Annotated in this window: 19 protein-coding genes and 1 other RNA gene; 9 read left to right on the forward strand and 11 right to left on the reverse strand. The window is 58.1% G+C overall.

Features of this window, described 5'->3' with window-relative positions; all coding sequences use genetic code 11:
• Positions 1-4: 4 nt before the first annotated feature.
• Positions 5-886, reverse strand: a complete 882-nt coding sequence (locus ABLN87_RS14920) for a LysR family transcriptional regulator (RefSeq protein ID WP_353011484.1) — start codon at positions 884-886, stop codon at positions 5-7.
• A gap of 127 nt (positions 887-1,013) precedes the next feature.
• Between ABLN87_RS14920 and ABLN87_RS14925 the strand changes: the two genes are divergently transcribed.
• Positions 1,014-1,223, forward strand: coding sequence for a DUF1127 domain-containing protein (locus tag ABLN87_RS14925; RefSeq protein WP_353011486.1), 210 nt, complete (start codon positions 1,014-1,016; stop codon positions 1,221-1,223).
• A gap of 183 nt (positions 1,224-1,406) precedes the next feature.
• A complete protein-coding gene (locus ABLN87_RS14930; RefSeq protein ID WP_170531842.1) occupies positions 1,407-2,186 on the forward strand; it encodes a Bax inhibitor-1/YccA family protein in 780 nt (259 codons plus the stop codon).
• A gap of 131 nt (positions 2,187-2,317) precedes the next feature.
• Here ABLN87_RS14930 and ABLN87_RS14935 read toward each other — a convergent pair whose 3' ends face one another.
• A complete protein-coding gene (locus tag ABLN87_RS14935) occupies positions 2,318-2,824 on the reverse strand; it encodes a hypothetical protein (RefSeq protein ID WP_353011489.1) in 507 nt (168 codons plus the stop codon).
• Here ABLN87_RS14935 and ABLN87_RS14940 point away from each other — a divergent pair.
• The gene (locus tag ABLN87_RS14940; protein ID WP_353011491.1) at positions 2,823-3,020 is read left to right on the forward strand and encodes a hypothetical protein; all 198 of its coding nucleotides are present in this window, start codon (positions 2,823-2,825) and stop codon (positions 3,018-3,020) included. The genes ABLN87_RS14935 and ABLN87_RS14940 overlap by 2 nt on opposite strands.
• Before the next feature lie 12 nt (positions 3,021-3,032).
• Here ABLN87_RS14940 and rpmG read toward each other — a convergent pair whose 3' ends face one another.
• From rpmG to gatC, 7 genes are all read right to left on the reverse strand, one after another.
• Positions 3,033-3,200, reverse strand: a complete 168-nt coding sequence (rpmG, locus tag ABLN87_RS14945; RefSeq protein WP_005630270.1) for a 50S ribosomal protein L33 — start codon at positions 3,198-3,200, stop codon at positions 3,033-3,035.
• 125 nt (positions 3,201-3,325) lie between these two features.
• Positions 3,326-4,033 (reverse strand): DUF533 domain-containing protein, encoded by a 708-nt coding sequence (locus tag ABLN87_RS14950; protein WP_353011494.1) that lies wholly within the window; start codon positions 4,031-4,033, stop codon positions 3,326-3,328.
• A gap of 118 nt (positions 4,034-4,151) precedes the next feature.
• Positions 4,152-4,551: RNase P RNA component class A (gene rnpB / locus ABLN87_RS14955), an RNA gene on the reverse strand.
• Between the two features lie 125 nt (positions 4,552-4,676).
• Positions 4,677-5,402: an N-acetylmuramoyl-L-alanine amidase gene (locus tag ABLN87_RS14960; protein WP_417750403.1), complete on the reverse strand. Its 726-nt coding sequence runs from the start codon at positions 5,400-5,402 to the stop codon at positions 4,677-4,679.
• A complete protein-coding gene (locus ABLN87_RS14965; RefSeq protein ID WP_353011498.1) occupies positions 5,347-6,051 on the reverse strand; it encodes a hypothetical protein in 705 nt (234 codons plus the stop codon). The genes ABLN87_RS14960 and ABLN87_RS14965 overlap by 56 nt, the downstream gene beginning before the upstream one ends.
• Before the next feature lie 38 nt (positions 6,052-6,089).
• Positions 6,090-7,577 carry an Asp-tRNA(Asn)/Glu-tRNA(Gln) amidotransferase subunit GatA gene (gene gatA / locus ABLN87_RS14970; RefSeq protein ID WP_353011500.1) on the reverse strand — a complete coding sequence of 496 codons (1,488 nt, stop codon included), beginning with the start codon at positions 7,575-7,577 and terminating at the stop codon, positions 6,090-6,092.
• A gap of 3 nt (positions 7,578-7,580) precedes the next feature.
• Positions 7,581-7,868: an Asp-tRNA(Asn)/Glu-tRNA(Gln) amidotransferase subunit GatC gene (gatC, locus tag ABLN87_RS14975; protein ID WP_170325838.1), complete on the reverse strand. Its 288-nt coding sequence runs from the start codon at positions 7,866-7,868 to the stop codon at positions 7,581-7,583.
• Positions 7,869-8,096: 228 nt separating this feature from the next.
• On the opposite strand from gatC, the gene ABLN87_RS14980 reads away from it, so the two are divergent.
• The 3 genes from ABLN87_RS14980 to ABLN87_RS14990 all read left to right on the forward strand — a co-directional run bounded on the left by ABLN87_RS14980 (position 8,097) and on the right by ABLN87_RS14990 (position 9,780).
• Positions 8,097-8,255, forward strand: coding sequence for a hypothetical protein (locus ABLN87_RS14980; protein ID WP_170531829.1), 159 nt, complete (start codon positions 8,097-8,099; stop codon positions 8,253-8,255).
• Between the two features lie 153 nt (positions 8,256-8,408).
• Positions 8,409-8,972 carry a DUF4202 domain-containing protein gene (locus ABLN87_RS14985; protein ID WP_353011503.1) on the forward strand — a complete coding sequence of 188 codons (564 nt, stop codon included), beginning with the start codon at positions 8,409-8,411 and terminating at the stop codon, positions 8,970-8,972.
• A 178-nt stretch (positions 8,973-9,150) separates the two neighbouring features.
• Positions 9,151-9,780: an SGNH/GDSL hydrolase family protein gene (locus tag ABLN87_RS14990; protein WP_353011505.1), complete on the forward strand. Its 630-nt coding sequence runs from the start codon at positions 9,151-9,153 to the stop codon at positions 9,778-9,780.
• Here ABLN87_RS14990 and ABLN87_RS14995 read toward each other — a convergent pair.
• On the reverse strand, positions 9,761-10,438 hold the full coding sequence (locus ABLN87_RS14995) for a ceramidase domain-containing protein (protein ID WP_353011507.1): 678 nt from the start codon (positions 10,436-10,438) through the stop codon (positions 9,761-9,763). The genes ABLN87_RS14990 and ABLN87_RS14995 overlap by 20 nt on opposite strands.
• Positions 10,439-10,497: 59 nt before the next feature.
• On the opposite strand from ABLN87_RS14995, the gene ABLN87_RS15000 reads away from it, so the two are divergent.
• A complete protein-coding gene (locus ABLN87_RS15000) occupies positions 10,498-11,190 on the forward strand; it encodes a metal-dependent hydrolase (RefSeq protein WP_353011509.1) in 693 nt (230 codons plus the stop codon).
• Entirely contained in the window at positions 11,190-12,356 is a 1,167-nt protein-coding gene (locus ABLN87_RS15005) for a M24 family metallopeptidase (RefSeq protein WP_353011511.1), read from the forward strand. The genes ABLN87_RS15000 and ABLN87_RS15005 overlap by 1 nt, the downstream gene beginning before the upstream one ends.
• Here ABLN87_RS15005 and ABLN87_RS15010 read toward each other — a convergent pair.
• Positions 12,353-12,805, reverse strand: coding sequence for a nucleoside deaminase (locus tag ABLN87_RS15010; RefSeq protein WP_353011513.1), 453 nt, complete (start codon positions 12,803-12,805; stop codon positions 12,353-12,355). The two genes, ABLN87_RS15005 and ABLN87_RS15010, sit on opposite strands and share 4 nt — an antisense overlap.
• On the opposite strand from ABLN87_RS15010, the gene ABLN87_RS15015 reads away from it, so the two are divergent.
• Positions 12,804-13,682 carry a pseudouridine synthase gene (locus ABLN87_RS15015; protein ID WP_353011515.1) on the forward strand — a complete coding sequence of 293 codons (879 nt, stop codon included), beginning with the start codon at positions 12,804-12,806 and terminating at the stop codon, positions 13,680-13,682. The genes ABLN87_RS15010 and ABLN87_RS15015 overlap by 2 nt on opposite strands.
• Positions 13,683-13,685: the final 3 nt, after the last annotated feature.

Genomic DNA, 13,685 nt, shown 5'->3' on the forward strand with positions numbered 1-13,685 from the left:
CGCCCTATCCCGCGACCGCACGCAGCTGGCTGCCCCCCAACAGGCGGAAATTCTGCCTGACCAGATGCGCCAGGGCGTCGACAATCGGGTCCCGCCCTTCATTGCCACCATAGAGGTTGATCATATGGGCGGGCAATTCCGGAAGCGCGCCACCTGATTCGATCTGTTCCAGATGCGCGGCCTCGGTTCCGTCCAGCATGGCATGAACAGCCAAATCGGCACTGACGGTGGCTTCGATGGTTCGATCATTCTCGGTTTCCACCGACAATTCCCAAGGGATGCCAGCCGCGTCCAACGCCGCGATCACCTGCGGGCGGAACAGGCATCGGCGCCCCAAAGCCAAGGGCAACGGACGCTTCCGCCAGGCAGACCCGCCCTGCGCACCGATCCAGCGCAGCGGTAATTCAGCGATGGTTTCGGAGCCGTCAACAGGAGTCGGCTCGGTGGTCAGGATCACATCGCATTCGCCCCGCTTGAGCATGTCTTTTAACTGTAACGAATAGGATGACACCAGTTGCACACGAACGCGCGGAAAATCGGTGTTGAACCGTTGCAGAACACGTGGGATGGCCGGGTAGACAATGTCATGTGGTACGCCCAGCACCACTTCGCCCTCGAACGCCTGATCGGTCAGTTTCGAGATCACCTCGTCATTCAGCGCGATCATTCGACGCGCATAGGTCAGTAACTGCTCACCCGAGGCGGTTAGCGCGATCGTGCGCCCACTGCGATCCAGCAGTTCAAGGCCCAGCAACTCCTCCAGCCGCTTAAGCTGCATCGAAACTGCAGACTGGGTTAGATGCAGAAAACCAGCCGCACGGGTGACCCCACCCTGATCTGCAACCGCCATGAACGAGCGCAAGGTGGTAATGTCCAAATTTCGCATCTTCACGATCCCTTATGTGACTCATCAAAAATATTCGTTTTTAAAATATGACATGCCTTGCCATATACATCAAGGAAGTTGATCTATTTTTGGGAAACCATCAGAGAATGCAGAAAGGACAATAATTATGACCCAAATTGCGCTCAAACAGACCCGTCAAAACGCAACGCGCCCTATGATGTCGTTGATCCATCACATGTTTGCAGTGAGGCGCCAGCGCCGCAGGTTGGTGCAACTGGACAACACGTATTTGGAAGACATTGGAATTACCCGAGAAGAGGCGATGGAAGAAGCACGCCGTTACCTTTGGGATGCCCCAAACTACTGGAAAAGATGAATCGTATGCTCATGTTTTTAAGGCGATAGGTGACGCTGAGTTGCCTATCGCCTTTTTTGTTGCGTGTTTTAGTCGGTTTTCCGCCGGAAACTCTTGAAATACAGCCGCTAGTTGCCGATATTTAACGAGAAACCGCCCCGCTTTGCCGGGGCGTAATAACACGAGCTAAAGGGAGACCCTTTGATGGCACAATTCGACACGGTCCGGACGGTATCCGGCGCGCGCGCCGCCGAGATTGATCAGGGCCTGCGCGCCCATATGAACAAAGTCTACGGCACAATGTCCGTCGGCATGCTGATAACAGCATTGGCAGCCTGGGCGATTGCCGGGCTTGCGGTCACCAGCGACCCGTCAAATGCAGTGGCACAAATCGGCGCTGACCGCTACCTGACCAGCCTGGGCGGAACTCTGTTCCTGTCACCGCTGAAATGGGTTGTCATGTTTGCCCCGCTGGCCTTTATCCTGTTCGGCTGGGGTGCACTGATGCGCCGCGGCTCGGCGGCGACTGTTCAGCTGGGCTTCTTTGTCTTCGCGGCCGTGATGGGCGTGTCGATGAGTTCGATCTTTATGATCTTTACCCCCTACTCGATCACACAGACCTTCCTGGTCACCGCAATCGCGTTTGGTGGTCTTAGCCTCTATGGCTACACCACCAAGCGGAACCTCAGCGGCATGGGCACCTTCCTGATGATGGGTGTGATCGGCCTGCTGGTGGCGATGGTGATCAACCTGTTCCTCCAGTCGGGCGTGATGATGCTGGCCATTTCGGCCATCGGTATCCTGATCTTTGCGGGTCTGACCGCCTACTACACGCAGGACATCAAGAACACATATGTCGCACATGCCGCACATGGCGATCAGGAATGGCTGGACAAAGCCGCCTTTGACGGCGCGCTGAGCCTGTATATCTCGTTCCTGAACATGTTCCAGTTCCTGCTGATGTTCATGGGGCAACAGGAATAAAGCCTTACAGCATTGCAAATGCATATGGGCCGGTCGAAAGACCGGCCCTTTTCTTTTTTCCAACGACATGTTGCAAAAGAAAACCCCCGCCTGCTGAGCGGGGGTATCCGAACTAAAGACTGTTGGCTGTACTAGCTGCAGTTCAGTGGAACGGCAAAACCAGAGCTGCGGCTTGAAGATCCTTTTCCGAAAACATCACCAGCTGCCAGACAGCCTGTGAAGCGTTCGGTCTCGTCTCCAAAGATTGCACCGATCGAGTTATCCACGCGCGTCGCGCTGTTGCGCGTGCGCAGAACACCATAGACCGTGCCGTTCACGTCGACCGTGCTGAGGAACAGATCGGTAGCGCTGCCAGACAATTGCACCGCGTTGTCCGGGCTCACACCACCATTGTCGATAGCCACCCGCGCCTTTTTGATAGGGTCAACCTGATCACTGATTACAGCGATGGTTGGCAGTTCGGCCAGCTCTGCCGGAACATTGGTCGCCGGCGGCACAAAGGCGACCGCGCCGGGAACGTCCGAGATGGTGCGAGGTTCACCGTCAATTCCAGTGAACCCGACACCTTGACGGTTAAAGGGATCTTCACAGGCCGCAAGGGCCAGAACGATGGTTGTGGATAACAAGATTTTCTTCATGGCGCTCAACATTTTGTGGCGGTTTGCTGAACCGTACTTGCAGGATTTGGTAAAAAGCAAGCCGCAGGCAAAACGATTGGCCCCAGGCGTGATGCGTCGCTGCAACGGCCCGTTGACCGATCGGATCGCTGTATTGCTTGTCACCGGGCAAGAAAAAAAGGCTCTGCCAAAGCAGAGCCTTTCCCGAAAGTCTTAGCAGAAGGGCAGATTACTTGATCTTGCCTTCCTTGTACTCGACATGCTTGCGAGCGACCGGGTCGTATTTGCGAACGGTCATTTTCTCGGTCATGGTGCGCGCGTTTTTCTTGGTCACGTAGAAGTGGCCCGTGCCCGCGGTCGAGTTCAGACGGATCTTGATTGTCGTCGGCTTCGCCATGGTTATCTCCTGCGTCCGAAAAGGCAGGGCCCTTCGGTTGAATTCCTATGAGCGTGCGCTTTTACGCTGTGCACCGCCCATGTCAAGGCCAATCACACCTGCAATGCGCAGGTTTCGTTGCTGACCTAACGAGGCAAGGTCGGCGCGCCCATATAGGTGTGAATTTGATCCCGTTCGGCATCTGATAGGCCCAGAGCGGTTGCCAATTGAAGCAGGTAAGATGCCTCACGTTCGTTATCCAAACGAATCGCGGCCAAAGAGGTTGCGTAGATCTGTGCCTTGAGGGGCGCCCCCGCATCAGCAGCGAGTCCCATGACATCAATCGGCGCCTCCATCTGGTCGAGGACAAAGGCGCGTTCCTCGTCGCTGATGTCATCACCCAATTCGCCGATGATCGTTTGCTTTTCCTGTTCGTCCAGCTCTCCATCCGCCTTGGCGGCCTGGATCATCGCGCGCAGCATGAGTTTGGCCTGCTCCTCCATCGCAGCCCCGGCTGGCGTGCCGCTGAGCACGGTTTCCATCATATCGGCAGTTTGCTGGCCGCTAGTCTTGGCTGCACCCTGCATCGCGTTGAGCAAACCGCCCAAGCCCGCAGCCCCGGCTGCCCCGCCGCCCAGCCCCATCTTGCCGATCATGTCCTGCAATCCAGATGCGCCGCCCGGCATGCCAAACTGCTCGGCCATTTTTCCAAGCTGGTCCATGCCGAGACCACCGCCTGTGCCTTGCATCATGTTTTGCAAGCCGGCCATGCCGCCCATTTCCTTGTATTTTTCCATACCCTTTGCCGCTGCAAAACCAACCGCAACGGATGCCAGTGTTTTTAGGAAACTCATACCGCTCCTCCCGGGTTCACAAAATCCATGTACGTCAGGGTAACAGCAGACGGGTTCTGAGAATACTGGGTGTGTGGCTGTGGGCGGATCGCCACTTAGCGGTCGGGTGATTTGAGATACGCGCGGAGGGCCTGTAAGCCGGATCTTGTTCCGGGGTTGCCCCCTTCGATGACCATTCCTCTAGGCCGTGCATTGCTGCGCGGCTCAAGCTGCCAACCCGGTCCCTCTGGGCCAAGACGTGCTTAGCGGCGGTATCGGCTTGCGCCGACCGGCCCGCGCGGGGACCCTATTTGGCATTGCTCCCGGTGGGGCTTGCCGTGCCGCCCCTGTTGCCAGGGGCGCGGTGGGCTCTTACCCCACCGTTTCACCCTTACCTTTGACCGAAGCCGCAGGCGGTCTGATTTCTGTGGCGCTCTCCGTCGGGTTGCCCCGCCCGGGCGTTACCCGGCACCGTTGTCTTGTGGAGTCCGGACTTTCCTCTCGGGCCTTGCGACCCCAGCGGCCATCCGACCCTCCGCGCGTGGGCTGGGTATGCTGTGTTCCCAGTCGCGTCAAGAGTGGATGGGACGGAGGAATGGGCCAGCCCCTTCTTGGCCTGCGGCCAATTCAACCCCGGGATATTTTTGGCCAGATGAAGACTGGATCAGTTTCGAAGATCAAAACGATTGAGTGGAGCAAAATCTGCCGGGCAAAGCGGACCTTTTCCCCAGGGTCGATACCTGAGGCGAATGGCAGCGAGGAGGGTTTCGTCGTCAACATCCGCCGTGAAACCTGCATCTCTGGCCAGGGCGCGGAAGATATCTACGGGCGCATCTGCGGGTCCCTGGTCATATCCGCGTCGCGTCGCAAGGTTTTGCCGCTCTAAACGCTGCCAATCGAAGCGGGGGCCAGGGTCAATTTTTCGGCCGGGGGCCATGTCAGAGTGACCTATGACGTCCTCGGGCTGGATGGACCAGCGGGTCACGATTCCCCGCATCAGGTTTTCTAATGCGCTCATCTGAGGGTTAGAAAACGGGTGCGTCCCTGCGTTATCCAGTTCGATCCCGATGGACCGCGAATTTATGTCATCCTGCCCGCGCCACTCCCCTGCTCCGGCATGCCAGGCACGATCTTCTTCGCGCACCATCTGCCAGAGGGTTCCGTCATTGCCGATCAGGTAGTGCGCCGAGACCTCGGCCTGTGGATCGCAGAGCCGGTCCAGCGCGATCCCTGCGCTGTCCATCGCGGTGTAGTGAAGGACAATTAGCTGAGGACTAAGGCCATCCCGTCGCGCGCCGAAATTGGGCGACGGATGCCAGATGGCTGAGGGGTGATCAGTTGCTGACAGCACTGCGGAACGGGCTGGGATCCCAGTTGCAGGCAAAGCCATCCCCATCCGGGTCCAGCCCGCTGCGGTCGCGCTGTGGGCCGCCGCTGGTCAGGAATTCGATCTGCGCCTGATCCGCCGAGGGGAACCGGGCGCAATTGCGTTGCGCCTTGGCTTGCAGATTAAAGCCCGCCCGGCTGTAGAGCTGGGTTCCAACAGGGTTTGTGGTGCTGAGCGCGTATTGCACGATGTTGGGTTGGCCATCTGCGCCACGCTCAGGCACGGCGGTTGGGGCGACAACCTCGTAGGTCTCGCGGTTTTTCTCAATCCGCGCCGCGTCAGATTCGATGCTGCGACGGCCCGATACAGCCGCGAAATCCTGTTCGTCAGAAATCGCCGAATTGCTGGGCGCTGGACCGGTTTGAGCAGTCTGGCCCGAGGTGCTGGCCAGCGCAGCCGCAGCCTGGTTCGCGATATCCGCATTTTCGCCAGTGGCGAGTGATTGCGGCAAGGCAGAACCCGGTGCGCCCAAGGGCTGTTGCGAGACATCGACTGGTGCCAGCAATGGGTTGTCGACGGTCCCTTGCCCGGCCAATTGTGCCTCACGTTGGGCCTGATAGGCTGGCGTGTTAAATCCCGTTCCCTGCACCGGCGCGACCGTATCGCAACCCGCGACTAGGGCGATGACAGGAACCAAAGCAAAAACACGCATTCAACCGCTCCGTTACTCGTGATCAGGCAACCTGAGGCTTACCACCATTTCGCCGGTTTTGCCACAAAGCCTGCCGCGTTTTCCAACGCATAGGCGGTGTTGAGCAGGTCACCTTCATCCCAAGGCCGTCCGATCAGTTGCAGACCCAGCGGAAGCCCTTGTTTGTCAAGGCCTGCGGGTACTGAGATGCCCGGCAGACCGGCAAGGTTCACGGTCACAGTAAAGACATCGTTCAAGTACATTTGAACAGGATCGGCCTCGGTCATTTCGCCCAGACCGAAGGAGGCGGACGGGGTGGTCGGAGTTAGGATCGCGTCGATACCTGCAGCGAAGACATCCTCGAAGTCCTTCTTGATCAGGGTGCGTACGCGGCGGGCGCGGTTGTAATACGCGTCGTAGAAGCCAGCGGACAACACATAGGTGCCGATCATCACACGGCGCTGAACTTCGTGGCCAAAGCCTTCAGCGCGGGTTTTTTCGTACATTTCGGTGATGCCGTCGCCCTGCGCCAGCTGCGCGCGGCGCCCATAGCGGACACCGTCATAGCGGGCGAGGTTCGAGGATGCCTCGGCAGGCGCGATCACGTAATACGCGGGCAGCGCGTATTTCGTATGGGGCAGTGAGATGTCAACGATCTCGGCCCCGGCGTCTTTCAGCATCGCCGCACCGTCGGCCCACAGTTTTTCGATCTCGGCGGGCATACCGTCCATGCGGTACTCTTTCGGGATACCGATCTTCTTGCCTTTGATATCGCCTGTCAGCATCGCCTCGAAATTCGGGACGGCCAGTTCAGTGCTGGTGGAATCCTTCGGGTCATGACCACACATCGCTTCGAGCATGATCGCCGCGTCGCGTACATTCTTGGTCATCGGCCCCGCCTGATCCAGCGAAGAGGCAAAAGCAACGATGCCCCAGCGCGAGCAACGGCCATAGGTCGGCTTGATACCGGTGATGCCAACAAAAGCAGCCGGTTGGCGGATCGAACCGCCAGTATCGGTGCCGGTCGCGGCCAGACACAGGTCAGCCGACACGGCGGATGCTGAGCCACCCGAGGAACCGCCCGGTGTCAGTTGCGCGTCGTCATTGCCGCGCCGCCAGGGGCTGACCGCGTTGCCATAGGTCGAGGTTTCGTTGGACGAGCCCATCGCGAATTCGTCCATGTTCAGCTTGCCCAGCATCACGGCTCCGGCATCAGCCAGTTGCTGCGATACGGTGGATTCGTATTCGGGCTTGAACCCGTCCAATATTTTCGACGCTGCTTGCGAGGGCACGCCCTTGGTGCAAAACAAGTCCTTGATGCCAATCGGCAAGCCACACATGGCTGGCGCGTCGCCGCCCTTGATGCGCTCGTCCGCGGCCTTGGCACGCTCCAGCGCGATTTCAGGCGTTTTGTGGACAAAAGCGTTCAGCGCGTCGGCGTCATCAATGGCCTTCAGGCAGGATTCCGTCAGCTCAACCGAGGTCACATCACCGGCGCGCAGCGCATCGCGGGCTTCGGCCAGGCCCAGTTTGTTCAGATCGCTCATGTCTTACTCCACCACTTTGGGGACGGCGAAAAAGCCTTCGCGCGCGTCGGGTGCATTGGCCAGAACCTTGTCCTGCTGGTTTCCGTCGGTGACCACATCTTCACGACGCTTCAGGCGCATCGGTTCGACCGAGACCATCGGTTCGACACCTTCGACATCGACTTCGTTGAGTTGCTCGATGAACCCAAGAATGGTGTTGAACTCGGACGCCAGCGCCGGCAGCGCGTCATCCTCGACCTTGATACGGGCCAGTTTCGCCACCTTGGCGGCGGTGCTTTGGTCAATCGACATCGGAAACCCTCATATGCGTTAGGGGGCATTTACCTGTCTGTTGCCGCAGTCGCAAGGCCAGTAGGCCCCAAGAAGGGACAAGTTATCGTGCCGGATTTCACCACCCATTCGCTGGTGAATAGCCGGTATGCGCAAAAGTAAACCAATTAGTTCACTTCAAATCTTGAAAAACTAAACCGTACTGTTCATTTCATCTATTGTGAAACGACGCAAACCTGGAGACAGAACATGAAAAGCCTCATCACTGCCGTTACGTTGTCCGCCTCTCTTCTGGCCGCACCGGCCATGGCGATGGGCATCAGTTCACTGAACCTGACCCGTGATCTGACCTTCCCGACCCCGATCACCGAGCCGGTCACGCAAGATCAGGTCAAACCGGGCAAGTAAGCAGATCACCTGCCCCTCTGCCGGGTCAGAATACCCCCTCATCTGACCCGGCAATGACAGAATTGGGTGCTGCACATGTTGTGGCATCTCGCTACGGTGGCTTATCAAGACTGTGCGGATCGCCCAGAGCCGCAAAAGCCAACGGAGTAAAACATGAGCGCGCGCAAACAAGCAGTTCTGGATGCCATCGACGCGGCCAATTCACATGATCCCAATGTTGATGATGGACAGCCCGAAGCTTTGCAATACGGCAAACGCATGAGTGCAGAGATGGACCGGCTGTTTCCCGAGGCCTCGGACGCGCTACAGATTGCAGCGCGCGGTCAGCATATCGAACGCTGGAAACTGGCGCGGAGCGAGTATCCCGAGGGTCGCGCCGGATATCTGGCTTGGCGCAAGGCGCAGGGTGTACATCATGCAAATACCGTAATGTCCTTGATGACCGAAGGCGGCTACAGCGAACCGGAGATCGACGCCGCAGGCCGCATGTTGCGCAAGCAGGGCATCAAACGCGACGCCGAGGTTCAGGCACTGGAAGATGTGATCTGCTTTGTCTTTCTGAAATGGTATTTCCAGCCATTCGCAGACAAGCATTCCCCGGAAAAAATCCAGCGCATTGTCGAAAAGACCGCACGCAAAATGTCACCCGAAGGGCGCGCCCGGGTTTTAGTTGAATTTGACCTGCCGAAGCCCTTAGCTGCCGCCTTTCGTGGCTGATACGGAGGCTGCACTGAACCAAGTTCATTAATCGTGCGTTAACCAACGCCAGGTTAACTGAGCATGAACCATATTCAGCCCGCACGGGCGCTTCTTAACTCCAATTTCCGGGTCAAAGATGTCCAGAAATCTGTGTCTTGTCGTCGGCATTCTATTTGCCTTGGTCGGATGTCAGGAAATGCCTGCCAGCAAACCGGATGCAAAAGTCATTGCGGTCGGCGATTCGCTGATGGCGTGGAACTCGCCCTCCGGTTCATCAATCCCCGATGTTATCGAAGAAACGATTGGTGCACCGGTCGTTGACCGCACGGTGTCTGCAGCTTGGCTGCAAACGAAATTTGACCCGGATGGCGCACCTGAATCTGGGGTTCAAGCACAATATGTCAAAGGGGACTGGTCCTGGGCTATTGTAAACGGCGGCGGTAACGATCTGATGCTGGGTTGCGGTTGCACACGCTGTGATACCGTTCTGGACAATATGATCTCGGCTGATGGTCAGCATGGTCAAATACCGCAGTTCCTGCGCCAGATCCGGGCGACTGGCACCCGCGTGATTTATATCGGCTACCTGCGCAGTCCCAATCTGATCACACCGATCGAACACTGCAAAGCCGAAGGCGACGAATTTGAAGCCCGCATTGCCAAACTGGCACAGCAGGATGAGGGGATTACCTTCGTCTCATCTCAGGATGTCGCGCAGCCCGGCGATGCCTCATATTTCTCGTTTGACCTGATTCACCCATCGCGTAAATCCAGCCGGATCATCGGTCAGCGCGTTGCAGCCGTTATCAAAGCGCAGGGTATTTGACGGCGCCCGCTCGCATGCGGATCAAAGCTCTGCGATAGACCTCAATCATCCAACCGAGCATAGTGGCATTCAGAATGTGCCACATGAAATGTGTGCCAATCGGAAACTGCGAACAGATCGGGTGATCCAAAGAACGGAACGTGATCGACAGGATCAGAATGAACGCGCCAATCGTCATATCCCTGGCAAACTGCGGTTGCCGGTTGCGCAGTAGATACGCGTAGATCAGGATCAATAAGGGCACTGGTGCATAAGCGGCCGAGCTGCCAAGGCCAGGCACCCACTGGAACACAGGGACCGTCGCCGCCGCGTAGGGGACAAACAGAATGGTCCCACCCAGCGCATATACCCATGGCATGCGCCAGATGTTTTTGTTTACGGCAAAGATGTAGATCAAGATGAACAGCAGGATCGGCGTGACATCGGCAACGGCCGCCCAGACCTGTGCATGGGTATGAAACAAATAGCTGCCGACACCGATGATACCAAGCACCAGAACCAGCCCCATCGCAAGAGGCATGTCTTGCCCGCGCACTCGCCGCCACATGATAAAGGCTGAGATCAGAAAGGTGGCATTGGTGATCGCATTGATCGGCTCGGCCCAATAAGCGGCTGACAGTCTTTCACAATAGCTGTCGATTTCCTGCATCCAATCCATAGAATTTTACATAGCGGATGCTAGGCTGATGCCAATAGGCATCATTGGAGGATTTCAGCATGAACATCATTTGGTTGGGACATGGCAGTTTCCGCATCGAGACCGGCGGTCAAGTGCTGTTGATTGATCCCTGGCTGACGGGCAACCCGGTTCTGCCCGAAGACCAGCATGACGCCGCATTGGACGGGGCAACGCATATCTTGCTGACCCATACGCATTTCGACCACGTGGTCGATGTGCTGCCTTTGGCCAAGCACCTGAAGGTCCCAGTTGTTGGTCAGTACGATCTGATGGGCTATTGGGCCGAGGCCGAAGAGATCGAAACCATCGGGTTTAACAAAGGCGGAACCGTCAACCTGAACGGCGTCAAGGTCACAATGGTTCCTGCATCGCACAGCTCCACATTCTCCACACCTGAAGGGCTGCGGACTGGCGGTAGCGAGGTCGGCTATATGATCGCCGCCGAGGGGCGCATGCTTTATGTATCGGGCGATACGGACATCATGGCCGACATGGATTGGATGGGCGATTATTACAAACCGGATATCGGCATCCTCTCGGCGGGTGGCCATTTTACCATGGATATGAAGGCGACGGCCTATGCCGCCAAGCGATATTTCGACTTCAAAACGGTGATCCCCTGCCACTACAAGACCTTCCCGATCCTAGAACAATCTGCCCAGGCGCTTGTTGACGGGTTGCCGGGGGTCGATGTGATAGAACCCGAGGTTATGAAGGCAATCTCCCTCTAATGCCGGCCTCGGATTTCAGCACGCAGGAATACGCGGACCGTTTGGTAGAGACTCGCGCAGCAATGGCTCAGCGCGGGGTTGAGACCTTGCTGATCACCGATCCATCCAACATGGCCTGGCTGACGGGCTATGACGGATGGAGTTTTTATGTACCCCAAATGGTGATTCTGCCTGCAAAAGGCGCTCCCCTTTGGTGGGGGCGCACGCAGGACAAAGCAGGGGCAGCCCAGACCACATGGCTGGACCCGTCTGACCTGTTGGACTGGCCCGAAGACCATGTTCAGCACCCTGATCACCACCCCGTCGACGCGCTGGTGACTACGCTGCGCGACCGAGGGTGGAACACCGGGCTGGGTGTCGAGATGGACAACTATTACTACTCGGCCGCCAGCCACCAGATTCTTGAACGCGCCTTTGGCGAATTGATCGATGCCACCGGCCTCGTGAACTGGCAGCGTGCGGTCAAAAGCGACGCCGAGATCGCGATGATGCGCAAGGCGGGTCAGTTGACGGCGCATATGCACGAAGTATTGCGTGCGGCGTTTCGTGAAGGTCTGCCCAAAAACCAACTGGTTGCCGAAGTGCAAGCGGCAGGTATTGCCGGGTTGCCCAGCTTGGCTGGGGACTACCCCGCGATTGTGCCAATTGCGCCGTCGGGCCGCGAAGCCTCGGCCTCGCATATCACTTGGAACGACAGGCCTTTGGCACGTGGCGAGGCAACCTATTTCGAAATCTCAGGCTGCTACCGCCGCTATCACTGTCCAGCCAGCCGCAGCCTGTTTCTGGGTAACCCGCCAGACGATATTCGCCGGGCCGAAGCGGCGGTTCTGACCGCAATCGATACCACTTTGGCCGCCGCACGCCCCGGCACCACGTGCGAGGAAATCGCCGCCTGCGTCTATGATAGCTTTGCCCGTGCCGGATATGAGAAGCGCAACCGCACCGGATATCCCATCGGGCTCAGCTATCCGCCGGATTGGGGCGAGCGCACGATGAGCCTGAGGCCCGGCGACACAACGGAATTGCAGGAAAACATGACGTTTCATTTGATGCCAGGTCTGTGGACACCAGACTGGGGTTTGGCGATTACCGAAAGTTTTGTCGTGACCCCCAATGGCGGGCAACCACTGGCCGATATCCCGCGTGAGATGGTGGTGAAGCCTTAAGCGCGTTGAGCTGCAAAAAAACTTCTCAGCAATTCGGCGGATTCCTCTGCAGCGATGCCGTCATAGATTTCGGGCTGGTGATGGGCCTGAGGGTGCAAAAACACCCGCGCACCGTGGGCAACGCCTCCCGATTTCGGATCAGACGCGCCGTAGTAGATACGGCGGATGCGGGCTGCGGCCAACGCCGCCGCACACATGGCGCAAGGTTCCAGCGTGACATAAAGATCATGCCCCGGCAGCCGTTCTGACCCGGCTTCGGCGCAGGCAGCGCGTAAGGCCAGTATTTCGGCATGGGCCGTTGGATCGTTCAACTCGCGCGTTCGGTTACCTGCCGCAGCAACAACCTGGCCATCGGTCGAAACGATGACGGCCCCGACCGGAACCTCGCCCCGTTCGGCGGCTGCGCGCGCCTCGGCCAACGCCTTGTCCATATGTGATTTGAATTCCATGCCCCTGACTGCCTCAGAAACCTGCCTTTCGCAAGCGGGCGGGATGGGGTATGGCCCTGCCATGAGCAACACCCCTCCTCCCGGCGATCGGATCGCCAAAGTGCTGGCCCGCGCAGGCATCGCCTCGCGGCGCGAGGCTGAACGCATGATCGAAGCAGGCCGCGTCGCGGTAAACGGTAAGGTGATCGACAGCCCCGCCCTGAACGTGACCGGCAAAGACAAAATTGTGGTCGACGGCAAACCGGTTTCTGAACCCGAACCCTCGCGCCTATGGCTCTATCACAAGCCGACCGGTCTGGTGACCACGACCAAGGATGAAAAAGGCCGCGCGACGATCTTTGACGAATTGCCCGAAGGCATGCCTCGGGTGATGTCCGTTGGCCGGCTGGACTTGAACTCGGAAGGGTTGCTGTTGCTAACCAATGACGGCGGCATCAAGCGCAAACTGGAACTGCCCTCAACCGGGTGGCTGCGCAAATACCGCGTGCGGGTCAACGGGCGCCCCAAGGAAGAGGATTTCGCCCCCCTGCGCAAAGGGCTGGTGATCGACGGAGAGCGGTTCCAGCCTATGACCGTGTCGCTGGATCGCCAGCAAGGTGCGAATGCCTGGCTGACCATCGGTCTGCGCGAAGGCAAGAACCGAGAGATTCGCCGCGCAATGGAGGATATAGGTTTCACCGTAAACCGCCTGCTCCGCGTCTCGTATGGCCCTTTCCAGTTGGGTGATCTGAAACCCGGTCAGGTTGAAGAGGTCCGCCGCCGTGTTATGCGCGATCAATTGGGGTTAGATGGAGGTGCCAAACCCGAGGGCACCGCCAAACGAACCACGCGCCCGCAGCGAAAACGGCCGGCGATCGGCAAGAAACCCCGCAAGTGATGC

It is taken from the genome of Ruegeria sp. SCP10 (assembly GCF_040329495.1).
GTDB lineage: Bacteria > Pseudomonadota > Alphaproteobacteria > Rhodobacterales > Rhodobacteraceae > Ruegeria.